The organism is Halorientalis sp. IM1011 (assembly GCF_001989615.1).
Lineage (GTDB): Archaea > Halobacteriota > Halobacteria > Halobacteriales > Haloarculaceae > Halorientalis.
This window is the reverse complement of the sequence record NZ_CP019067.1, coordinates 2,805,327-2,826,762: the sequence shown is the minus strand read 5'-3', so window position 1 is coordinate 2,826,762 and position 21,436 is coordinate 2,805,327. Positions and strand designations below refer to the sequence as shown.

Annotated in this window: 27 protein-coding genes and 1 tRNA gene; 13 read left to right on the top strand and 15 right to left on the bottom strand. The window is 66.5% G+C overall.

Annotation, left to right across the window (positions count from 1 at the left end; all coding sequences use genetic code 11):
• The first annotated feature begins 27 nt into the window (after positions 1–27).
• On the top strand, positions 28–1,503 hold the full coding sequence (locus BV210_RS14645; protein WP_077207367.1) for a lipase maturation factor family protein: 1,476 nt from the start codon (positions 28–30) through the stop codon (positions 1,501–1,503).
• Here BV210_RS14645 and BV210_RS14640 read toward each other — a convergent pair.
• Positions 1,500–1,883, bottom strand: coding sequence for a DCC1-like thiol-disulfide oxidoreductase family protein (locus BV210_RS14640; protein WP_077207366.1), 384 nt, complete (start codon positions 1,881–1,883; stop codon positions 1,500–1,502). The two genes, BV210_RS14645 and BV210_RS14640, sit on opposite strands and share 4 nt — an antisense overlap.
• A 114-nt stretch (positions 1,884–1,997) precedes the next feature.
• On the opposite strand from BV210_RS14640, the gene BV210_RS14635 reads away from it, so the two are divergent.
• From BV210_RS14635 to BV210_RS14625, 3 genes are read left to right on the top strand one after another with little or no spacing between them, the layout of a single operon-like run.
• On the top strand, positions 1,998–2,198 hold the full coding sequence (locus tag BV210_RS14635; protein ID WP_077207365.1) for a hypothetical protein: 201 nt from the start codon (positions 1,998–2,000) through the stop codon (positions 2,196–2,198).
• A 48-nt stretch (positions 2,199–2,246) separates the two neighbouring features.
• On the top strand, positions 2,247–2,552 hold the full coding sequence (locus BV210_RS14630) for a DUF5827 family protein (protein WP_077207364.1): 306 nt from the start codon (positions 2,247–2,249) through the stop codon (positions 2,550–2,552).
• Positions 2,549–3,349, top strand: a complete 801-nt coding sequence (locus BV210_RS14625; RefSeq protein WP_077207363.1) for an ATPase — start codon at positions 2,549–2,551, stop codon at positions 3,347–3,349. The genes BV210_RS14630 and BV210_RS14625 overlap by 4 nt, the downstream gene beginning before the upstream one ends.
• A gap of 12 nt (positions 3,350–3,361) precedes the next feature.
• Here the strand turns inward: BV210_RS14625 and BV210_RS14620 are convergent, their stop codons facing one another.
• Positions 3,362–3,940, bottom strand: a complete 579-nt coding sequence (locus BV210_RS14620) for an MBL fold metallo-hydrolase (protein ID WP_077207362.1) — start codon at positions 3,938–3,940, stop codon at positions 3,362–3,364.
• Positions 3,941–4,103: 163 nt separating this feature from the next.
• Here BV210_RS14620 and BV210_RS14615 point away from each other — a divergent pair, with 163 nt between their 5' ends.
• Positions 4,104–4,688, top strand: a complete 585-nt coding sequence (locus BV210_RS14615) for a HalX domain-containing protein (RefSeq protein ID WP_077207361.1) — start codon at positions 4,104–4,106, stop codon at positions 4,686–4,688.
• Entirely contained in the window at positions 4,688–5,356 is a 669-nt protein-coding gene (locus tag BV210_RS14610) for a hypothetical protein (RefSeq protein ID WP_077207360.1), read from the top strand. Before BV210_RS14615 ends, BV210_RS14610 begins: the two co-directional genes overlap by 1 nt.
• Here the strand turns inward: BV210_RS14610 and BV210_RS14605 are convergent.
• On the bottom strand, positions 5,353–5,691 hold the full coding sequence (locus tag BV210_RS14605; protein WP_077207359.1) for a cupin domain-containing protein: 339 nt from the start codon (positions 5,689–5,691) through the stop codon (positions 5,353–5,355). The two genes, BV210_RS14610 and BV210_RS14605, sit on opposite strands and share 4 nt — an antisense overlap.
• A gap of 103 nt (positions 5,692–5,794) precedes the next feature.
• Between BV210_RS14605 and thyX the strand changes: the two genes are divergently transcribed.
• Together thyX and BV210_RS14595 are read left to right on the top strand one after the other, a co-directional pair.
• Positions 5,795–6,538 (top strand): FAD-dependent thymidylate synthase, encoded by a 744-nt coding sequence (thyX, locus tag BV210_RS14600; protein WP_077207358.1) that lies wholly within the window; start codon positions 5,795–5,797, stop codon positions 6,536–6,538.
• Positions 6,539–6,652: 114 nt separating this feature from the next.
• Positions 6,653–7,861 carry a hypothetical protein gene (locus BV210_RS14595; protein WP_077207357.1) on the top strand — a complete coding sequence of 403 codons (1,209 nt, stop codon included), beginning with the start codon at positions 6,653–6,655 and terminating at the stop codon, positions 7,859–7,861.
• A 46-nt stretch (positions 7,862–7,907) separates the two neighbouring features.
• On the opposite strand, the gene BV210_RS14590 is transcribed toward BV210_RS14595, so the two are convergent.
• Entirely contained in the window at positions 7,908–8,549 is a 642-nt protein-coding gene (locus BV210_RS14590) for a DUF6230 family protein (protein ID WP_077207356.1), read from the bottom strand.
• Positions 8,550–9,056: 507 nt separating this feature from the next.
• On the opposite strand from BV210_RS14590, the gene BV210_RS14585 reads away from it, so the two are divergent.
• A tRNA-Glu gene (locus BV210_RS14585) sits at positions 9,057–9,131 on the top strand.
• A gap of 436 nt (positions 9,132–9,567) precedes the next feature.
• Here BV210_RS14585 and BV210_RS14580 read toward each other — a convergent pair.
• The 3 genes from BV210_RS14580 to BV210_RS14570 form a co-directional block, all read right to left on the bottom strand.
• Complete coding sequence (locus BV210_RS14580) at positions 9,568–10,452, bottom strand: mechanosensitive ion channel family protein (protein ID WP_077207355.1); 885 nt, start codon at positions 10,450–10,452, stop codon at positions 9,568–9,570.
• Positions 10,449–10,697: a YhbY family RNA-binding protein gene (locus tag BV210_RS14575; protein WP_077207354.1), complete on the bottom strand. Its 249-nt coding sequence runs from the start codon at positions 10,695–10,697 to the stop codon at positions 10,449–10,451. The genes BV210_RS14580 and BV210_RS14575 overlap by 4 nt, the downstream gene beginning before the upstream one ends.
• 103 nt (positions 10,698–10,800) lie before the next feature.
• Positions 10,801–11,085: a ribonuclease P protein component 4 gene (locus tag BV210_RS14570; protein WP_077207353.1), complete on the bottom strand. Its 285-nt coding sequence runs from the start codon at positions 11,083–11,085 to the stop codon at positions 10,801–10,803.
• A gap of 293 nt (positions 11,086–11,378) precedes the next feature.
• On the opposite strand from BV210_RS14570, the gene BV210_RS14565 reads away from it, so the two are divergent.
• Positions 11,379–12,485, top strand: coding sequence for a glycosyltransferase (locus BV210_RS14565; RefSeq protein ID WP_077207352.1), 1,107 nt, complete (start codon positions 11,379–11,381; stop codon positions 12,483–12,485).
• 93 nt (positions 12,486–12,578) lie between these two features.
• Positions 12,579–13,652, top strand: a complete 1,074-nt coding sequence (locus BV210_RS14560) for a sensor histidine kinase KdpD (protein ID WP_077207351.1) — start codon at positions 12,579–12,581, stop codon at positions 13,650–13,652.
• A 51-nt stretch (positions 13,653–13,703) separates the two neighbouring features.
• Here BV210_RS14560 and BV210_RS14555 read toward each other — a convergent pair whose 3' ends face one another.
• From BV210_RS14555 to BV210_RS14535, 5 genes are read right to left on the bottom strand one after another with little or no spacing between them, the layout of a single operon-like run.
• The gene (locus BV210_RS14555; RefSeq protein ID WP_077207350.1) at positions 13,704–14,171 is read right to left on the bottom strand and encodes a hypothetical protein; all 468 of its coding nucleotides are present in this window, start codon (positions 14,169–14,171) and stop codon (positions 13,704–13,706) included.
• A 49-nt stretch (positions 14,172–14,220) separates the two neighbouring features.
• Entirely contained in the window at positions 14,221–14,538 is a 318-nt protein-coding gene (locus BV210_RS14550) for a hypothetical protein (protein ID WP_077207349.1), read from the bottom strand.
• Complete coding sequence (locus BV210_RS14545; protein ID WP_077207348.1) at positions 14,535–15,551, bottom strand: PGF-CTERM sorting domain-containing protein; 1,017 nt, start codon at positions 15,549–15,551, stop codon at positions 14,535–14,537. Before BV210_RS14545 ends, BV210_RS14550 begins: the two co-directional genes overlap by 4 nt.
• 60 nt (positions 15,552–15,611) lie before the next feature.
• Complete coding sequence (locus BV210_RS14540; protein ID WP_077207347.1) at positions 15,612–16,370, bottom strand: DUF2797 domain-containing protein; 759 nt, start codon at positions 16,368–16,370, stop codon at positions 15,612–15,614.
• A 51-nt stretch (positions 16,371–16,421) separates the two neighbouring features.
• Positions 16,422–17,351, bottom strand: coding sequence for an NAD-dependent epimerase/dehydratase family protein (locus BV210_RS14535; protein WP_077207346.1), 930 nt, complete (start codon positions 17,349–17,351; stop codon positions 16,422–16,424).
• A 244-nt stretch (positions 17,352–17,595) separates the two neighbouring features.
• On the opposite strand from BV210_RS14535, the gene BV210_RS14530 reads away from it, so the two are divergent.
• Positions 17,596–18,273 carry a hypothetical protein gene (locus BV210_RS14530; RefSeq protein ID WP_157526041.1) on the top strand — a complete coding sequence of 226 codons (678 nt, stop codon included), beginning with the start codon at positions 17,596–17,598 and terminating at the stop codon, positions 18,271–18,273.
• Here BV210_RS14530 and BV210_RS14525 read toward each other — a convergent pair.
• Entirely contained in the window at positions 18,230–19,501 is a 1,272-nt protein-coding gene (locus BV210_RS14525; protein ID WP_157526039.1) for a hypothetical protein, read from the bottom strand. The genes BV210_RS14530 and BV210_RS14525 overlap by 44 nt on opposite strands.
• A 207-nt stretch (positions 19,502–19,708) precedes the next feature.
• Positions 19,709–20,026 (bottom strand): hypothetical protein, encoded by a 318-nt coding sequence (locus tag BV210_RS14520; protein ID WP_077207343.1) that lies wholly within the window; start codon positions 20,024–20,026, stop codon positions 19,709–19,711.
• Positions 20,027–20,152: 126 nt separating this feature from the next.
• On the opposite strand from BV210_RS14520, the gene BV210_RS14515 reads away from it, so the two are divergent.
• The gene (locus BV210_RS14515) at positions 20,153–20,716 is read left to right on the top strand and encodes a tRNA (cytidine(56)-2'-O)-methyltransferase (RefSeq protein WP_077207342.1); all 564 of its coding nucleotides are present in this window, start codon (positions 20,153–20,155) and stop codon (positions 20,714–20,716) included.
• Between the two features lie 10 nt (positions 20,717–20,726).
• Here BV210_RS14515 and BV210_RS14510 read toward each other — a convergent pair whose 3' ends face one another.
• A complete protein-coding gene (locus tag BV210_RS14510; RefSeq protein WP_077207341.1) occupies positions 20,727–21,398 on the bottom strand; it encodes a hypothetical protein in 672 nt (223 codons plus the stop codon).
• Positions 21,399–21,436: the final 38 nt, after the last annotated feature.

Below are 21,436 nucleotides of genomic sequence, written 5' to 3'. Positions count from 1 at the left end.
TGCCCCTCGCAGAACGGACCCTCTCGCATGGAACTGCTGGACGCCGGCGGCTACTGGTACGTCCGGTTCCTCTTCCAGCGCGGGCTGGCGCTGATCTACCTCGTCGCCTTCCTCGTCACCGCCGACCAGTTCCGCGCGCTGGCCGGCGAGGACGGCCTGCTCCCCATCGACGAGTACGTCGAGGCCGTCGCGTTCGAAGACCGGCCGAGCCTGTTCTATTTCTACCCCTCCGACCGGGTGATCGGCGTCGCCGCCTGGATCGGGGTCGCGCTGGCAGTGCTGGCCCTGCTGGGCGTCCCCTACTTGCTGCCCGAACCGTGGCCCATGGTGGCCTCGGTGGCGATCTGGGCCGCGATGTGGGGGCTCTACCAGTCCTTCGTCAACGCCGGGCGGATCTTCTACGGCTACGGCTGGGAGTCGATGTTGCTGGAGACCGGCTTTCTCGCCATCTTCCTCGGTGCCGGCACGACAGGGCCACCCGTGATCGTGATCTGGCTCGTGAAGTGGGTCCTCTTTCGCAACATGTTCGGAGCGGGCCTGATCAAGCTGCGCGGGGACGACTGCTGGCGCGAGTTGACCTGCATGGATTATCACTACGAGACCCAGCCCATGCCCAACCCGCTCTCCTGGTACGCCCATCACCTCCCCGACCGGTTCCACCGGATCGAGACCCTGGGCAACCACGTCGTCGAACTGGCGATTCCGTTCCTCTACTTCGCGCCGCAACCGTACGCCGCAATCGGCGGGGCCGCCACCATCGGCTTCCAGCTGTGGCTCGTGCTGACGGGCAACTTCTCGTGGCTGAACGCCCTCACGGCGATCCAGGGGATCGCGGCGTTCAGCGACGGCGTGCTGACGACGCTTCTCCCCCTCCCCGCGACCTCCTCCGCCCCGGCACCGCTCCCGTTGCAGGTCGCGTCGGTGCTGGTCGCCGCTCTCGTGATCGCGTTGAGCGTCCGCCCCGTCGTCAACATGCTCTCGACCACACAGGTGATGAACACCGCCTTCGACCCCCTCCATCTGCTGAACACATACGGCGCGTTCGGCTCGATCACGAAGCGCCGCTATCAGCTGGTCGTGGAGGGCACGCGCGCCGACGATCCCGATGAGGACGACTGGGAGGCCTACGAGTTCGAGGGACAACCAGTCCGGACCGACGAGCGCCCGTCCCAGTGGGCCCCCTACCACCTCCGGCTGGACTGGCAGCTCTGGTTCGCGGCGATGCAACCCCGGCCCGGCCGCCGCCAGCGCTGGTTCACCGCCTTCCTCGCAAACCTGCTGGAGAACGACGAGGCCACCCTCTCCCTGCTCGCTCACAACCCATTCCCCGACGACCCGCCCGAGCAGGTCCGCGTGCGACGGTTCCGGTACCGGTACACCTCGCCGGCGGAGCGCGCCGAGACCGGCGAGTGGTGGGAACGGGAACTCGTCGGACTCTACGTCCACCCCGTTTCGCGGTCGGAACTACGGTCGGGATCGGTCGGGCAGCGGTCGCGGTTCTAGCGGTCCCGCTGCCGGTCGTCGCCGAAGACCAGCGTCGTCAGGTCGCTCCAGAACGACCGGTTGTCGGCGACGAACTCGTATCCCTCCTCCCGGAGTCGTTCGTACTCCTCGAAGCTTCGCAGGAACTCGGCCACGGACCGGTAGTCCTCGCCGACGTCGGACATGAGAAACGCCCGCTCGATGGACTCGCCACAGGAGTAGATCTCGTCGTCTGTGACCAGATGGGAACACTCCTCGTAGTCCTCGGGCAGACGGTCGCGTAGATCGGCGTCCAGTTCGGAGAACCCGACGATCTCGACCGGCGCACGGTCCACGAGGTACTCCGCACACCGCGTACAGAACCCGCAGTCGTCGTCGTAGACGAGTGTCGCGTCCGGCATGGGTGAACGATAGGGCCGACGGGTTGAAATCCTCCCGGTCGCGGCAACGTCGGTCGCTCCGAGGAGTCCCTCGCCACCGTCAGACCCATGCCGGTCGGAGGCCCAGTATCGCCCATGGCCACGCAGTGGGTCGGTCTCGGGACGGTAGAGCGGTTCGTGCAGGCCGTCGTCGCCGGCGGACTCGCGCTGGTCGCGGGCCTCTGGGCGACGGAACTGTTCGCGCTCGGCTCACCAGTGTGGCTGGTGGGCGTCGCTCTCGTCGTGATCGGCATCGCGGGGCTCTCCTGGGGCATCTACAGCGAACTGTCGATCTGAGCGGGCCGAGACGGGAGGGTTTTGACGGCGAGGGTCCAACCGGGAGGCATGCCCGTTCCCAAGTCAGAGTTCGACGATCTGCGGTCTCTGGAGTTCCGCGACCCCGAGGACGTGCTCGATCCCGACGAGATGTACACCGTCTACGAGATCGCCCGCCTCTTTCAGGGGCTGGACCCGGGGCAGGAACTCGACCCCGAGACGGAGGCCATTCTGCTCGACTGGACCATCCCGTGGATGCTCGACAACAGCGACGCCTTCGTCTTCGCCGAACCGGCCGACGACGCCGAACCCGGCCACTACGGACTGGAGACCGGTGATGACGAGACCGACGACGGAACCGACGCCGAGTCATGAAACTGCTCGTCGCCGGCGCGGACAGAGTCGACGCGGGCAAGACGACCTTCACCGTCGGCCTGCTCGACTACCTCGACGCGGTGGGGTTCAAACCCCGCGCGGGCAACGACCACTGGTTCCACCACGACGACTACAGCCACGCCGTCGAGCAGGGGCGGCTGTTCGGCAAGGACGCGAAGCGACTGGCCGCGGCCAGCCCCGACGACCTCGATCCCGAGGACATCAATCCGATCCATCGGCTCTGGCGGCCGTCGCCGGGTGAGGGCGCTGGCCTGCTCGGGCAGACGGATCGGGAGTTCGTCGTCGACCGCGTGGCCGAGAACTACGTGGTCAACGAGCCCGTCGAGATTCCCCCTGAAGTCCGGAAGTACCTCCCGCTGGAGGAGGCGATCAGCGTCTCGTCGCTCCCGGAGTTGAACGAGGTGATGGGGAACCTCCATCTGGTCGCGCTGGACGGCATCGCCGGCCGGATCGCCGACCGCGAGCGTGCAGTGGTCGAGTCCTACGGGAACGTGGCCCGTCCGCTCCGGGAGTTCGAGCCCGACGCCGTCGCCGTCGTGGAACCGGCCCGCGTCCGGATCTACGAGGGTGAGCGGTACACCAAGGCCTGTTCCATCGCCAGCGGTGGACCCGAGGAAGGCCAGCTGGAGGAGCGCGTCCCGTCCGTCGTCGACCTGATCGACCCCGTCGGGTCGGCATCGCTTCCAGCGCTGTCGAGCGAGGAACGGGAGGATCCGTCGGCGGTCGCGAGTGCCTACGAACGCGGCTACGAGGAACTGTTTGCTGCGGTGGAGTGAGGTTTCGAGTACCTATCCCATCCGGGCGGCCTGTGCGGCGAGTTCGATGTCCTGGTAGGGGTTGGTCTGGACGCTCGGGCCGTGGCCGGTGTGCAGTTCGTCGAGGTCCTCGGAGACGACCGAGCGAACGCGCTCGATGCTGTCGATCAGGACTTCGCGGTTCCCCTCGGCGAGGTCGGTCCGGCCGAAGCCGCCGTTGGCGAAGATCAGGTCGCCGGCGATGAGGGTGCTTGCGGCCTCGGAGTGAAAGCAGAGGTGGTCGTCTTTGTGGCCGGGGGTGTGGAGCGCGCGGTAGTCGTGGTCGCCCAGCTGGACCGTTTCGTCGTCTTCGATGGCGTGGTCGACGCCGGACTGGTCCGTGTCGTAGCCCCACACGTCCACGTCGAACTCGGCGACGATGTCGGGAAGGTTGCCGACGTGATCGGGGTGGGTGTGAGTCATGACGAGGGCGTCAACGTCGTCGACGTGTTCGCGGGCCGCGCCCACGACGTCGAACTCGTTGCCGGCGTCGACGAGCACGGTGCGGTCCCCCTCGACGAGGAAGACGTTGCTCGTGAACGCGCGGACGCCGCGTGCGAGGTTCGTGATCATGGAGAGGGGTACAGCGACCGGTGGCTTTTGCGTGTCGCTTCGGGTCAGGGCGAACACGTTCGGCCCCGGGCGCACGAACGGGGCATTCCAGCGCCGATATCGACGGCGCCCGTCGACCCACAGGGCTATGTATGAGGAATGGTAAAAGCGTACAGGAGCGCAGATGACTGATTCAGCAGCACCTGTCGTGCTCATCGTCGAGGACGAGCCCGACGTCGCCGAGACCTACAACCTCTGGCTCGCCGACGACTACGAGGTACGGATCGCGGCGGACGGTGACGAGGGGCTCGACAAGCTCGACGAGGAGGTAGACGTGGTTCTGCTCGACCGGATGATGCCCGGGCTATCGGGCGACGAGGTGCTCGAACGCATACGGGAGCGGGAGTTGGGCTGTCGGGTGGCGATGGTGACCGCCGTCGAACCCGACTTCGACATTCTGGAGATGGGGTTCGACGCCTATCTCAGCAAACCGATCAGGAGCGGGGAGCTCCTAGAGACCGTCGAGAAGCTCCTCGAACGATCGACGTACGACCGCCTGCTCCAGAAGTACTACGCACTGGTCGAAAAGCAGGCCACGCTCGAAACGGCAAAGAGCGGCGCAGAACTCGCGGAGAGCGACGAATACGCACAGCTACAGAACCGGATCGCCGACCTGCAGGAGGAGCTCTCACGGACCATGGGCGGCGTCAAAGACGACGACGACTTCGTGGCGGCGATCCAGCATATCGGCGGGAGTGAGGACACGTAATGTACGACCTATCATCTGTTCTAGAGAACGAGGCAGTGTCGGAGGTCCGCCCGGGCACCAGTATCCTGATTTCCGGGCCGGCGATGACTGGCAAAGAGAGCCTCGCGATGGAGATTCTGGCCGATGGCTCGCGAAACGGCGACGGCGCGCTGGTCGTCTCGACGAGTGACAGCGCAGAGACCATCGTCGAAGACTACCGCGACCGCGTCGCCGGCGTCTCGAACCTCCAGTTAGGCGTCGTCGACTGCCGCGCCGAAGGCTCCGGCGGCGGCCTCGCCGACGGCGACACCCCGCCCGGCCTGTACGTCCACAAGGTCTCCTCGCCGGGTGACCTCACGGGAATCGGGATCGGGATCACGAAGTGTCTGGAAGCGCTCCACGGTGCGGGCGCAGAACAGGGCCGGATGGCGCTGGTCTCGCTGTCGACGATGCTCACCTACACGAACCGCGAGACGGTGTTCAAGTTCTGTCACGTCCTCTCCTCGCGGCTGGACGCCGCGGGCTACATCGGCGTGTTCACCATCGACAGCGGGGCCCACGACGACCAGACCATCCAGGTCATCAAACAGGCCTTCGACGGCCTGGTCGAGGTCCGCGACGGCGAGAGCGGTCGCGAGGCCCGCGTCATGGGACTGACCGACGGCCCCACGGACTGGCAGTCGCTCTAGATCGGTGCGCCGACGAGCACCAGTCGCGCCAGGTCGTCGCTCTCGTTTCTGAGCTGACGGCGCTGGTCGGGGTCGATTCTGACGGCCTCGTTTTCGGCAAGCGTCACGGTCTCGTCGTCGAACTCCACGACGACTTCCCCCTCGACCACGCAGTAGACCTCTTCCTGTCCGTCGTCGCTGTGGTCGTGGGGCTTGCCCTTCGCACCGGGTTCCAGTTGCATCACCGTCAGCCCGAGTTCGTCGGTGTCCAGCGCTTCCTTCAGGAACCACATGCCGCCGTACTCGCCGTCGATCACCGATTCCACGTCGTCGGTCGAGGCAGTCTCGTAGGCCATATCCGCTCTTCGACCGCGACCGCTTTCAATCCGCCGGCGCGCTCCTCGCGGCCATCGGTCGTCGAGAAGGGAAATTTATCACCCTCCGCTCCGGCGTGGAGGTATGGAGGTCCGTCTACTCGAGGCCACCGAGGACCCTGAGGAACTCATCTGCAAAGCGGCTCGCAACGACTACATGGAGGAATTCGTCGGCGAGACGCCGTTCGACGAGACCATGGACTCTATCGAGGGAGACTCTCTAGAGGACAAACAGGAGACCCTGATCGGCCACCTGCTCGATCACGGCCACTTCGGCCCCTTCGAGCACCCCCAGGCCACCTTCGCGGTGAAAGGGATCAGCCGATCCTGCATGGCTCAGATCACCCGGCACCGACACGTGTCGTTCGACGTCCAATCGATGCGTTACGTCTCATTCGACGACGTGGACCCCGACGACGTGCGCGAGGGCGAGATGGTCGTCACGCCGCCGTCGGCGACCGACCCGGACTGGGTGGGTCGCAACCAGCAGAGCGGCGCGGTCGGCGAGGAGACCGCCGAGAAGCGCGAGGAGGTGTTTCGGGAGACGGTCGCCGACGCCGTCGAGTCCTACCAGGAACTGCTCGATCTCGGGATGCCGCCCGAGGACGCCCGGTTCGTCCTGCCCATCGGCACCGAGGTCAACATGGTCATGTCGATGAACGTCCGGATGCTCATGCACGTCGCCGACATGCGAGCGGCCGCAGACGCCCAGTGGGAGATTCGTCAGATGACCGAGAGTATTCTCGACCTCGCCGCGGAGTGGTGTCCGATCACCTTCGAGTACTACGACGAGCACATGAAAAACCGGAAGAACCGGCTGGCTCCCTGACGGTGGGGATGGGCGAATCGCCGGAAAGCATCGGGTCGTTTGACGTGTCGGCATCGCTGAAGATTGGACAGACACAGTGTTTTTATGGAGTCCGGGGGTTCTTTCTCCCACTAGATGTCTCGTCCGCTCTCGTTCGCTTTCGTCTGTGTCCTGCTGCTCGGGGCCGTTCTCGGGCAGGGACCAGCCGTCGCCACCGTCGACGGCGATGGGACGACCCACGTCGACAGCGCCGCGATGCAGGCCGACGACGGCCGGGCGCTCGCCACCCCACAGCAGTTCGAGTCGACGCAGTTCGTCGTCACGGTGTACGCGAACGGTTCGGCGCGGTGGACGTTCAAACACTTCACCGGTGTCCTGCAGAACAGCACCCAGCGCGAGAACTTCCAGACGTACGCCGACGAGTTCGAGAGCCAGGAGACCGATCTCTGGACGAAGTTCCGGACCAGCGCGCGAGGGCTGACGGCGGCCGGGAGCAACGCGACCGACCGGACCATGACCGCCGAGAACTTCCGGCGGTCGGCCGGACTGAATCCCCGAGGAGACACCGGTATCGTCGAGATGTCGTTCCTGTGGACGAACTTCACGCAAGTGTCCGGCGACAGGGTCACCGTCGGTGACGTCTTCCAGGGCGAGTTCTACGTCGGGGAGAGCCAGCAACTCGTCTTCGAGGCCGGTCCCGATCTGTCGCTGTTGACGGATCAGGCTGCCCCCCCACCGGACAGCACGACCAATGGATCCGTCAGCTGGGACGGGGCACAGTCGTTCGCCGACGGCAATCCGCAGGTCGTGTTCACGACCGGTGATCCGAGTGCAGTCGGTGCCGGCGACGGGACGGCGGGTGGGAACTCCGATGGGGGCTCCAACGACGGCGGGCTCTTGCCGCTCGTCCTCGCGGGCGTCCTCGTCGTCGCTGTCGGTGCCGGCGCGGGCATCGCCTGGCGGAACGGACTGTTCGGGTCGATGACGACCGAGGGCGACGACCCGGACGGGCCGACCGCCGGTGCGACGGCGGACGCGGCGACGAACGACGCGGCGACCGATACCGGCGGGGAGACCGAGGCAGCACAGGAGCCTCCGATCCCCGACGAGGAGTTGCTGACCGACGAGGATCGGGTCCTCTCGCTACTGGAGGACAACGGCGGGCGGATGAAACAGGCCAACATCGTCGACGAGACGGGCTGGTCGAAATCGAAGGTGAGCATGCTCCTCTCGGACATGGAGGACGAAGAGCACATCAGCAAGTTGCGGGTCGGCCGGGAGAACATCATCAGCCTCAAAGGACACGAGCCGGACGCGGCCGGCTCGCCGTTCGACGACGAGTGAGCGGCGGAACGCGGACGGCCCGCCGCAGCCGCGTCAGCGACGTGTGTTATCCGTACTCGTACTCGCCGTCGTCGTCGGTGTCGTACTGCACGCGCAGTTCTAGCTCCGGCAGCGTGATGCGGTTGGTCGCGAGGTACGTCGCGTGGATTTCGGCGTCGGTCATCTCGATTCCGGGGTTCTCACCGCCGTCGAGACTGACGGTCTTCCCCTCGACCGGTTCGGAGGGGGCCGTGATCTGGAACGTCTCGGTCAGGTCGTCGGAGTCCGTACCCCGCATCCTGAGGCCGCTGAACGATGCTTCGCTCGCGTTCAGTCCCGTCGATCGGATCAGGATCTGATCGGTCTCGACGGTGCCGCCGGACTCGATCGTGATGCGGGCGGTGCCGTCGAAGGCGTCGAGCGACAGCTCGCCCATGTCGATGGTCTTGACGAGTCGCAAACCCTCGATCCGGTTGGCCTGCAGTTCCATGATCGCCTGCGGGGCGTCGGTCCCCTCGTCACGCTCGACCACGTCGGGGTAGAGGACCAGGTCGTCGCCCTCGATGCTGTCGGCCTCGATGGTGAATCCGCCGATGCCGGCGACCGGAACGGCAAGGCCCGTCCCGGTGCTCAGAAAGAGGAGGCCGACGACCGCGATCACGCCGAGGGAGACGCCGGTACTCTTCGCCAGTAGTGATTTGTCGTACATGGTGTTCCCTTTCGTGGTTGTCCCGTCGGCTACGCGGCGTCGCAGGCTCCACCGCCCGTCGAGAGTTGCACCGCTCGACGGTGACGGGCCGCCCCCAGGAGTCGCCGACCCCCTCTACTGGCCGATCCTCACTCGGCCGTCCCACGCCACAACCACCTGTATCCGTACGAGAGTGTCCTGTGTGAGTATTTTCGCGGGAAACCGGCCGACCGGTCGGCGCTTGGCGACGGACTCGCTCCCGACACGGGCCGGACGCATCCACCCCGTTACCGGCCACGTTCCCGTTCGATTCGGTTACCCCCCGGATCGGAATCTCGATCCGAGGGAGTCGGCAAGGGTTCGGTATTTGATACCATACTACATGGGCCACGTCACCGCGCGATCCCGGTACCGACGGGGCGTTGGTACACCGGCCCACAGTGGTCTCGAAACGGAACTGTTAAACACAACTCGCGGTTACCGTGGAGTAGACGCGCCGAGGGCGTGACCGACGCCCGAAGCCGATGCGCTCCGATGGTGTAGTCCGGCCAATCATATTGCCCTCTCACGGCAATGACCAGGGTTCGAATCCCTGTCGGAGCATTTCTGCGACGAACGAAGGTGAGGAGCGAAAGCTCCAAAAAGGGATTGGAACTCTGGAAGTCGCAGCGCGAACGAAGTGAGCGACCGTCTTCCTTCAGTTCGAATCCCTGTCGGAGCACTTCTGTCGCTCGCAAACCGCGAGCGACGAATGCGACCCATCAGGTGATTTGAATCAGGGAGGAGTTTGCTCCGACCGTGGTTCGAATCCCTGTCGGAGCATTTTGCTGCGAACAATCCGTGAGCAGCAAAAGCGGCGCCCCAGGGATTTGAAGTAGAGAAATCGCAACCCGAGAGTGAAACGAACGGGTCCGTTTTCGCGTGGTTCGAATCCCTGTCGGAGCACTTCTGTCGCTCGCAAACCGCGAGCGACGAATGCGACTCACCAGTGGTTTCAATCACGCGAGCGAAGCGTACGGCTGCGAAAAACCGAGTACTGTCAGTCGGCGGTGAGGACGTCGGTGTTCTCGATCTGGATGTCGCCGCCGATGGTGCGGTTCGGGTAGGGGATGTCGATGCCTTCCTCGTCGAACCGCTCTTTGACGGCCGTGACGTACTCGCCGCGGATCTTCACGAAGTCGGCGCGGCTGGGGTTGTCGATCCAGATGCGCGATTGCAGACCGACCGAGGAGTCGCCGAGTTCGGTCAGACGGACGGAGGGCTCGGGGTCGTCCATGATCCCGTCGTGGTTCTCGGCCTCCTCAACGATGATCTCGGTCGCCTCGTCGATGTCGTCGTCGTAGCCGATGCCGAACAGGAACTTCAGGCGGAGTTGCTCCTTGGCGACGGGGTTCTTGATGACGCCGCCGGTCAGCTGGGAGTTGGGGACGGTCAGCAGTTCGTTGTCGAAGGTGCGGACCCGTGTCACTCGCAGGGAGATGTCCTCGACGACGCCCGAGTGGCCGTCCCACTCGATCCAGTCGCCGATGCGGAAGGGTTTGTCCGTGTAGATGAACACGCCGGCGACGAAGTTCGCGAGGACGTCCTGCATCGCGAAGCCGATGGCCAGCGTGGCGGCCGCGCCGATGGTGGCGATGGCGGTGAGGATGTTGCCGTAGCCGGCGAAGGTGAAGGCGATGGCGACCGCGGCGAAGGCGGTCACGATGCGGACGAGTTTCACGAGTGGCTTGCGCGCGTGCTCGTCGAGGTCACGACGTTTCAGCACCCGGTTGATCAGGGGGGAGACGAAGATCCGTCCCAGCACGTAGAGGACGAGAAAGGCCACGAGAAAGGTGATGGCCGAGCCGACTGCCCCGGCCGCGGGAACGCCGATATTGGCGAGCTGGTCCGCGAGGAACGTGTTCGCCGACTGGAGCGGGATCACCGCTCGATCACCGCCGTGTGCCCACGGGTGCGGGCGAGGTCACCGCCGACCCGCTCGGCCAGGTCCTCGGCCAGGTCCTCGGTCGTGGTTCCACCACGTGCTGCCCGCAGGAATTTGACTTTCACCATGTCCCGGTCGTCGAGCTGGTCCGACAGCTCCTCGACGACGGCCTCGACCCCGTGTTTCCCGACCCAGACGGTCACGTCCAGATCGTGCATCCGCCGACGCTTCTCCTGTTCGGTCATGTCGTCTTCACTATAGGGCAATCGTTCTTAAAAGCTATCACCGATGGAGCGTGTGGGTGCGGTTCGCAGTGGCAGCCAGGGCGGGTGGATGAGGCGACCGCGATCAGTACGGGTAGCGGGCGTGGCTCCCGCAGTCACAGGTGACGACGACGTGGCCGTCCCGGGTTCGGATGCGGGCGTTCACGCCGGGGCGGAGGTACGCGTCACAGCGGTCGCAGGTGAACCGTTTGAACTCGGGCGGAAGCGAGAGCCGGTTGCGCTCGGCGATGCGACGGGCGCGGCGGACGTAGGTCCGGGCGCGGTCGGTCTCGCCCGCCGAGGTGGCGGCCTTCGCGAGCGCCTGCAGACGCTCGATGCGCTCGGCGGCCAGTTGCTCCTCGCTGGGCATACCCGGGACTCACCGGTCGAGACGGGGTATAGGTTCTGTTTGCCGTCGCGGAACCGCCGAGCTTTCGGTAGGGTTTTTTCGGACCCTCGTCACGGCCTCCCCGTGCAGGGACTCAGTAGTCCGGCGCTCGCGGGTCGACTCGGTCGGAGCGGATCACCTCACCGGTGTTACGGCGATATCCGCGATGGGGGCTACTCGCAGGCGAATCTCGCACCGGGGCTAGATGAAATGTATCTATCACGATCTCGCCGATGACACAACGTATTAGAGACAGGTCGTCGAACTGTCCTGCGATGGGTCGGACCGTGGCCGTCTTCACCGATACGTATCTGCCGACTGTTAACGGCGTGACCTACACGGTCCAGACCTGGCGACAGCGCTGGGCGGATCGCGGGGGCCGGATGCCGATCGTCTATCCGGGGGCCGACGAGTACGACCCCGCCGAGGACGAGTATCCGGTCAGGAGCTTCGAATTCCCGTTCTACGACGAGTTCAACGCCGCGATGCCGCGCGTGCCGGACGGGATCGATGCGTCCGACCCCGATCTGATCCACACTCACACACCGTTCCTGCTGGGGCTCAGCGGGCTGAAGTACGCCCGGAGCCACGGCGTCCCGCTGGTCGCCTCCTACCACACCCCGACCGCCGAATACGCCGACTACATCGCGGAGGGGTGGCTCCGGACGCCAATCGAACGGGCCGCGCGGTCCTACGAGAAGTGGTTCCTCAACCGGGCTGAGATGGTCGTGGTCCCGAGTGAACCCGCCCGCCACCACCTCCGGGAGATCGGCGTCCGGACCGCCGTCGAGGTCGTCCCGAACGGCGTCGATACCGACCGGTTCGCGCCGGTGGACACGAGCCAGTTCGTCGAGGCCCACGACCTCGACACGGGGAAACCACTCGTCGGCTACACCGGACGCCACGGGTTCGAGAAGCACCTGGAACTGATCGTCGAGGCGGCCGACGGGATGGACGTGACCCTCGTGTTCGGCGGTGACGGGCCGGCCCGGGATCGGCTGGAACGGTTGGCCGCCGACGCCGACGTGGACGCTCGCTTTCTCGGCTTTCTCGACCGCGAGGACCTCGCCGCCTTCTACAGCGCGCTCGACGTGTTCGCGTTCCCCAGTCCCGTGGAGACACAGGGGCTGGTCGCGCTCGAAGCCAACGCCTGCGGGACGCCGGTCGCGGCCGTCGACGCCGGCGCGCTCTCGGACACCGTCGTCACCGGTGAAACCGGCTACCGTGCGCCCCCGGGCGACCCGGACGGGTTCCGGGCGGTCATCGAGCGGACGCTCGCCGAACGCGACGTGCTGGGGGCGAACTGCCTCGACCGCCGTGACGCCATGAGCGTCGACCACGCAGTCGACAAGCTCTCGGACGTCTACGAGATGTTGCTGTAGCGTTCCGGCGAGACGGGCTTCGAGTCTCGTTTCGCGAGGGGGTTTCATTATCGTGGCCCGTCTCCTTCCGACGAGTCGACGGACCGAGAGAGTATGATGAGTGCTCCGGAGCGGCGGCGGACGATCCGATTCGGAGTGGCATCGCTGGCGGCCGTGTCGCTCGTCCTGTTGGCCACGAACGTGGCGCTCATGCTCTCCTCGGACGTGACGGCGGTGGCGCTCGTGGTCTGGTTGATCGCACCGGCCGCGATACTCGTCCTGCTGATCGCAGTCGGCCTCTGGGTCAGGGCGGACCGCGACCGTGCGACGCACCTCACGCGCGTCGCGGCGTGGGCGTTGCTCGGTGCGGCCGCGCTGGGCTTCGGCGGCGCGCTGAACGGCTACCTGAACGCCGTCGAAGGGATCGCACCGGATGCGACGGTGGAGCTGTTCGTCGGCTGGGCGGCCGGCGGCCTGCTCGACGGCGGACTCATCGGGCTCTACGACGCCGAGCGCCGACTCGAACGGGAGCGAACGGAACGGGCCCGCGAGGAAGCCGAACAACTGGCGGCGGGACTGTCCGTCGTCAACCGCGTCCTCAGACACGACCTGCGCAACCACGCGACCGTCCTCGAAGGGCAGATCGACACGCTGGACGTCGACGAAAACGAGGTCGAGACCTTCCGCCGGCACGTCGACCGCATCGTCGAACTGGCCGAGCAGGGCCGACAGATGGAGTCCGTCTTGCGGACCGACGACCTGATCGTCGTCGACGCGAGCACCGTCGTCGAACGCGTCAGCGAGGACCTCGGTGCCGTCCACGACGCCGCGAGGATCACGGTGACCACCCCCGAGTTCGCCCCGGTCTCCGTCGGCAGTATGTTCGAAGTCGCCGTCGAGAACGTCGTCGAGAACGCCATCGTCCACAACGACGATCCAGCCCCCACGGTCGATATCACTGTCTCGAACGGCGACGACACCGTCACGGTCGAGGTAGCCGACGACGGGCCCGGTATCCCGGATCACGAACTGTCCGTGCGGGAGTTGCCCGCCGAGTCGGCGCTCGAACACAGCAACGGCCTCGGCCTGTGGCTCGTCGACTGGTTCGTCGAGCGGTCCGGCGGCGATCTCGACATCGAGACCGGGTCCGACGGGAGCCGCGTCCGGATGATCCTCCCACAGGGTTGACGCGACGCTGGCGAGCGGAAAAAGCGGAGAATTACGGTTCTGCGAGTGCGCTCAGTCTTCGAGCGCGTCGGCGATCCGGTCGAGGGTACGGCGCACGTCGTGGACCTCGTCGCGGAGCTTTCGGACTTCGCGGGTCAGTTCCTCGTTGTCGCTGCCGCCTTCCTCGCGGCCGCGACCGCGACCTTCGCCGCCGGGGCCGCCCGGACCCATGCCGCCGGGGCCGCCACCGCCGGGGCCCATGCCGCCGCCACCGGGGCCGCCACCCATCATGCCGCCCATCATCTGGGCGAAGGGGTTGCCGCCGCCGCCCATGCCGCCGGGGCCGCCACCGCCTCCGCCGCCCATCATCTCTTCGAGGCGCTCCTCGCGGCTCATACCCTCGCCCTCTTCGCCCTCACCTTCCTCGGCTCGCTGCTGGCGGATCTCCTCGACCCGCTCGCGGAAGGACTTCTCCTCGCCTTCGCTCTCTGGGGCTTCGCTCTCTGCCTCTGTCTCCTCGGAAGGATCGTCGTCTGCCATGGGTCCGGGTTCGGGAGCGCTCGGGAAAAGGATTGTCGTGTTCGACTCCTCAGGTCGGCACGGTTCCGAGCCGCCGGGCCAGAAGCGAGATGCCCGCGACCGCGCTCAGAAGCAACGCGAGATTGAACGCGGCCATGACGAGGGGCTGGTACCCTGCGCCGACCCAGACGTCGATAGCCCGGGTCGCGCTCAGGTAGAACTGTGCCGTCGCCCAGAGCGCGACGATCACCAGAACCACCAGCGCGCCCCACTGGAGCTGGTCGAAGACGCTCATCTCCTCGACCGTCGTGGAATCGGTCGCGTCCGATCCCGCAGGCGACTGACTGGCGGTCGGTGCGTCGTCGGTCGTGTCTGTCGTCTCCGTCATTGGAACCTCCGTGCGTAGAGTGCGACGGCGAGGACGGCCAGCGAGGCGATAGCCGCGCCGAAGCCGGGACCGCCTTCGGTGGTAGTCCGCTCACCGGGGGCGCTCTCGGTCTGCTGTGTCTCGTCTTCCGCCTCGAAGTCGCTCGTGTCGAGTGTGTCGCTGCCCGTGCCGTTCGCCTCGACCGTCACCGTCTGGTTGGGGTTCAGCGTCGCCGTCGCCTGTGCCGTCCCGACCAGCACGTCGTCGGCCTGGAGTATCGCCATCAGCTTGTAGTTGTAGTCGTCCGGCACCGTCAGCAACGCGGAGGGCGTGGCGGTCCGCCCCGGCCGAATCGATCCGACCGTCCTGACCTGCCGGTCGGCCACGATGTTCGAGTCCGCCTGCCGGGCCAGCACGGTGATCTTCAGCTCGTCGTTGGCCAGGTCACCGGTGTTCGTGAGATAGGCGGTGACGTTCAGCGTCGCGGAGGACCCATCGCTCTCGGTGATCGAGAACTGGATCGGCGGTAACTGCCCCGAGCCGAAGCCCTCGAAGGTGTGGAACTCGACACCGGTCCGAGCGTAGTCCGGCTGGAGACCGCCGACGCCCCGGACGGTCTTGGTCCCCGAGGCGACCCGCTCACCGTCCTGGTAGACGAGCGTCTCGATCCGGTAGTCGCCCTCGCGGTCGACGCTGAGGTTCTGGACGACCGGCACCTCGCGCGTGCCCTCGACCGTCCCGACCTCGGTCGTTCTGGTCGCGGCGACCAGATCGGTGTCTTCGTTCACCGCGCGGACCAGCACCGTCACGTTCTCGCCGGGACCCCCGTCGTGGGAGAGCCGACTCCGGACCGAGAGGGTCGCGGTCCCACCGGTTATCTCCCCGGCGGCGATGGTCTGTTCCTGTACCGACAGCTCGGAGGGCGGCGGGTCGGGCGTCGCGTCGGCCAGCGCACCCGGCGCGACGGCGACGAACAGGGCGGCCGCGACGAGGACCGCCCCCGCCGCGCCCGCGAGTTTCGTTTCACGCTCCATACACGACGGTCCGCACACCCCGGTAAGTGTTTTGTGTAAAACACGACGGGGGCGAAGGAATCAGAACGCGCCGAGACTGGCCTGTAACTCCCGATCCGTGCCCCCCTCCGAGATATCGTACCCGACCAGGTCGCGCATATCCACGGCGAAGGTCGTTCCACCGTTATCGAGGACGAGGACCCGGCCCTGCGTGCCCCGGACCGTACCGGTCAGCAAGGTTTCGGCGACCGGCCGGTCGGCCAGCGCGAACCCGTAGTCGAACTCGAAGGTCTCGGTGGGGTCGTACTCGGTCAGCAGGTCGCGCCACGCAGCCTCGTCCACGTCGCGGTGGAGTCCCTCGGTTTTCGTCGGGACGCGCACCCGGTCGCCCACCGCCTGGGCGATGTCGGCTTCGACCTGCCGGGCGATCCGGCCGTCCGCGACCGTCCGCAGGTGGGCCGCCCTGTCGGCCCCCTGTTCGCGCAGGCGGGTGTCCAGCCGCCAGGAGCGCGTGACGCCCACCTTGAACGTCGCCGGGGCGAACGCTGCGAGATAGATCGCGTGTTCCTCCCGGCAGGACGGCAGGGGGAGGTCGCAGTTCCCGACACAGCGGGCGCAGGCCCAGCGGCTGGTGTGATCGTCGCAGTAGGGCCCGGTTGGGTTCGGGCAGGCCTCGTGGCTCCCGTCGCTGATCGTCCCGGCGCAGTGGCGGTCGTCGAGGGTGTACGCGAGATCCGTCCCCGGCGCGAGCGACAGCCGCTCGATCCCCTCGGCCGTCGCGAGGGTCAGGGCAGGCTCACGGTCGTCACCGACGCCCGTGTCGTACCCGACGATCTGCACGCCGGAGCGTAGGAACCGGGTGACAAAAGGGCTGCCGTTGGGGGCTTCTGACTAGTGCTCCTGGACGAGTTCCTCGGCGGCTTTTCGCACGGCGTCGTCGCTGGACTGGTCGGGTTCCCAGCCCAGTGCCGAGAGCTTCTCGATGGAGAGGCGCATGCGGGGGACGTCGCCGACCCAGCCGCGGTCGCCGCCGGTGAACTCGTACTCCGGATCGAGGTCCATCGCGTCGCTGACGATGTCGGCGATGGTAGTGACCGACGTGGTGGTCCGGGTCCCGAGGTTGTAGACGTTCAGGTCGTCGTCGGCGTTCTCGACGACGTGACACATCGCGTCGACGCAGGATTTGACGTGCATGTACGATTTCTCCTGGCGACCGTCCCCGAGGATTTCGAGCGTGTCGGGACTCTCCCGGAGCTTGTGGATGAAGTCGGGGATGACAGCGCCCTTCTGGAGGCGCGGGCCGACGATGTTCGCGAAGCGGTAGACCCACGCCTGAATCCCGTAGCTCTTCGCGTAGACGGAGATCAGCGACTCCTCGGAGAGTTTGCTCGCGCCGTAGGCCGAGATGGGTTCCATCGGCGCGAAGTCCTCGGGCGTGGGACGAGGTGCCTCGCCGTACACCGTCGAGGAGGAGGTAAAGGCGATGTTGTCGACGCCGACCTCGCGCATCCGTTCGAGCACGGTGAGCGTGAGGTTGCCATTGAGTTCGTACTGGGCGCGCGGGTCGTCGGTGTCCACAGTTCGATCGGCCGCGAAGTGGAAGACCCCATCGAGGTCCGCCGTGATGACGTCCTCTGCGACGGCGGGGTCGGTCAGGTCGCCCTCGACGAACTCCACGCCGTCGGGCACCCACGAGGGGTCGCCGTTCGAGAGGTCGTCGACCGCGCGGACGTCGTTGTTCTGGGCCAGTCGTTCACAGAGGTGAGAGCCGACGAAACCCGCACCGCCGGTCACCAGGAGGGACTTTCCTGTCAGGTCCATGCCGTTCGTCCAATTGCACCCCTCAAATGCGTTTTGAAGCCGGCGGATTTCGGCAGCTGATACACTACTCGCCACTAAGACGATCTAGATCCTCTCATACGGTATCTATGCCGCAAACAGAACTATTCTACCGGGCTGCATGCCCCTCTCACGTCGCAGGTATGACGACGAATGCAGGAACGCGAGCGACCGGACAGGACCGCCAGCAGTGCGAACTGGGTAGGTACGCGGACGTGATCTGACGATGGCCGGGCCGACTACCTGGCTACTAGCGCGGGCGAGCGATCGGACCGTCGCCAGACTGGCTATCGCCTTTGCGGCCGGATTCGTGATCCTCGGGGCCGGCGTCGTCTGGTACGCCGGCAGTATCGGCGTGTCGATGGGCGCGATGGCCTACGACGACGATAGCCGGACGGTCGTGATCGACGCCGCCGACGCGGCCGAGTTCGACCGCCACTACGACGAAGACCGCGAGGAAGGCTGGTGTCTCTACGGAACGACCAACGAGACGCACCTCCGGGTCGAGGAAGTCGTCCACGCCGATCCCGTCGGCCAGGGACCGGAGCGGGTGACGTTCACCTGCCTGCCCGAAACGGCGGGTCAGGTGCTCGGCGGCGACACGGCCACCCTGATCGGCACTGTCCACAGCCACCCCGGGCACAACGAGAGCGAACTGAGCAAGCTCGACATCGCGCTGTTCGGCCGCCTCAGCCCGTTCGTCGAGACGATGGGCGTCTACACCGAAACCAACGGCACCGCCTACTTCACGACCGACAGCATGACCAACCCGCTCGATACGCGAGTCGTCGGCGGCGCGGACGACGGAGGGCGAGTCGGGCGAGGAGAGCGAACGGATTCGAGCCGGTCGGCCCGGAACCTCACCGGATCGGACGACCCTGCCGTTCGAGATACATCGCGCTGAGGTAGCCGCCGGCGGCACCCAGCACTGCCGGGAACATGACGCCGCCGAGCAATACGATCGACGGGAGATCGGCCGCCGTCGGCAACACGGCAGCGAACAGCCGCGAACTGAACGGCATCGTCACGACGATAGTGCTCAGCGGGAGGAGAATCGTGAGGAAGAGCACGCCGGTCGCGTACCCGAGGACGATCCGCGCGCCGAGTTTGGCCGCCTGGACCTTCGTGGCGATGACCTCGCGGTCGAGATACGCACGCAGGAAACCGGCCAGCAGCGTGACCAGGGCGACCGCCAGGAGGATCACGGTCCCCTGACTGCCGAACCCGGGCTCGAACTGGACCGTCGAGAGGAAGCCCGCGATGCTGCCGACCAGTTTCTGTGGCACGGTGAGCGTGAGTTCCTCGGCGACGGTGTCGGCCCCGGCAGCGGCGGCTTGCTGCTGGATCTCCTGGAGCTGGGCCGCTGCCCGGTCGGGGACCGGATCGAACAGCAGGTAGGTGACCACGAGCCCGCCGGCAACACCGAGCCAGCCCGTGATTCGGCTGGTGAAGCCGGTGTCCTCGTCGAACGCGAAGACCGACAGCCCGCCGAGCGCGCCGATTGTCGCGGGCACGACCAGTCCGGCGACCAGCACGCCACCGATCAGGTCGTCGACGCCGAAGACGACGCCGATCACCAGCGCGAGGGGGAAGGCGCCGGCGACTACCGCGGTCCCGGTCGTCGCGTGATCGACCAGATCACCGTCGATCGCGTAGTTACGCGAGAGGTAGCGACCGCCGATGTAGAGGACGAACGGTCCGAGCAGGTACAGCAGCAACAGCGCCGCGTCAGGGTTCGTCTGCAGGAGGTCGATCGTGTTCGCGAGTTCCGTCTCGACCGACGGGTAGTCCGACGGGTCGACGGCGGACAGCGAATCGAAGCTCGCACCCCGGAGGTAGGTCCGGACGATCTCGTGCCCGGACCCGAAGCCCGCGACGACGAAGAACAGCGACGCCGCGGCCGCCAGCGGCTCGTAGTCCAGGAAGATCAGCGCCGCCCCGGCGAGCAGTCCGAACGGGAGCAACACGGCCACCGCCCCGAAGACGGCACCGGCGGTCAGCGGGAGGTCGGCCAGCGAGTTCCGGATCTGGTCGGCCAGGCCCTGCTGTTGCCCGACCGCGTTCCGGCCGGGGCCGACCTGCTGGCCCCCCGGTTGCTGCCCCTGCGTGGACTGTTGTGGATTCGAGTCCACGGGGTCACCACCGTCCCCAACTGTCACGTTCTGACCGGCTTCGATGGACGCCCCACACGACGGACACACGGTCGCGTCCGCCGCGACGTCACGTCCACAGGACTGACATTCCATACGGGAAATGAGTATAGAAATCTGATAATAATGTAACGAAATCTTTTCGGAGCGGGAGTTGAACCCACGCAGCAGAACGCGGAACGAACTCGTTCAGATGGTGTCGAGCACCGTCGCACCGTATGTCACGTACAGGACCGCCGCCGGAATCGTCACGACGAGTCCGCCCAGGTACCACGCGAGTTGGGTGAACGGCTCGGGTGGGGCCAGCACCGTCCCCGCGAGGAAGGACCCGAGCGTGGCGAGCGCACACGTGGTCACGAATCGCTCGCGTCGGGTATCGGGGGCGCGCTTCGCGAACAGCACGGCGGAGTTGGTCAGGAAGACCGACACGATCATCACCAGCCAGAAGACGACCATCGCCACCAAGATGGCGACGGACGGGATCGCAGACACGGAGAGGGGGCGCATGGACGTTCGTTTCGGGGCTGCTGTGTAACTCTTTGCATCGGCGCAGGTACTCACACCCCGTGGCCGGACGAGTGGGGCGGCCATCGTATCGAAACCCCCTAACCGGGCACGGTGCTTCTGGGGAGTATGCAGGGAGACCCCGAGGTCGCGGTGCTCAGACTCGGCCACCGACCGGGCCGTGACGAGCGGATCACGACCCACGTCGGGCTGACCGCGCGGGCGCTGGGGGCCGACCGTGTGATCCTCGCCGGCGACGGCGCGAGCCGGGCCGACACCGTCGAGGACATCACCGACCGCTTCGGCGGCCCCTTCGCCGTCGACACCGTCGAATCCTGGCGACCCACCCTCCGTGACTGGGAGGGCGCGATCGTCCACCTCACGATGTACGGCGAGGAGGTCCAGACCGTCGAAAGCGAGATCCGGGAGCGCCACCGCGAGCGACGGGAGCCGCTTCTGGTCGTCGTCGGTGCGGAGAAAGTCCCCTTCGACGTGTACGAGAAAGCGGACTGGAACGTCGGCGTCACGAACCAGCCCCACTCCGAGATCGCCTCGCTCGCCGTCTTCCTCGACCGCCTGTTCGAGGGCCGGGAACTCGACCGGGAGTGGGAGGACGCCGAGAAAGTGGTCATCCCTCAGGCCGTCGGTAAGCGGGTTGAGGAGGCCGACGGAGACGTTGACGGCGGCGAGTAACCAGAATTCGTCAGGACGGCACGAACAGCCGGAACGGGCGGGCGAGGCGGGCGACGATCCGCCAGGTGTTGTCCCGGACGAACGCCCAGGGACCGACAGCCGACTCGTCGAGGGCCCAGACCTCGCGGTCGCCGTCGGCGTGGTCGCTCACACGGTAGGCGGTCCCGGCCCGCTCGTGGTAGTCGAGCGCGTCGCGGACCCGCGATTCGGTCATATCGGTCGCCCCAGCGAGTTCGGGGACGGTCTTCGGCCCATCTTTCAGTTCCTCGGCGACGATATTTCCGACCTGCATCGACAGCATCATCTCGCTGGTCGGTGGGTCCTCCTCGGCTGCGTCGTCCAACCGGATCCCTGCGCGGAGACTGTAGAGGGCGTCCAGTACCAGCCAGCCGCCGACGAGGGCTGCCCCGGCGGCGACGCCAGTGTCGGTGCCGCGCCAGGCCACGAACCCGCCGACGACGAGCAGGATCCCGCCGAGGGCGAGTCGTGCGTGTCGTTCGTCGATGCGGGGAATCTCGCGGCCGATCTCGGCAGACTCGCTCAGGAGGACGATTGCAGCTATCACGACGACCTGTGCCCACGAGAACTCGAAGAAATACCGGAACAACACGACGAGACCGACGGCGTACAGTGCACGCCGGAGCGAGGGACTGCCGGGGAGGGACTCGGAGAGGGCGGCCATACCCGACAGTCGTGGTCCCACCCACCTAATATCTGTGT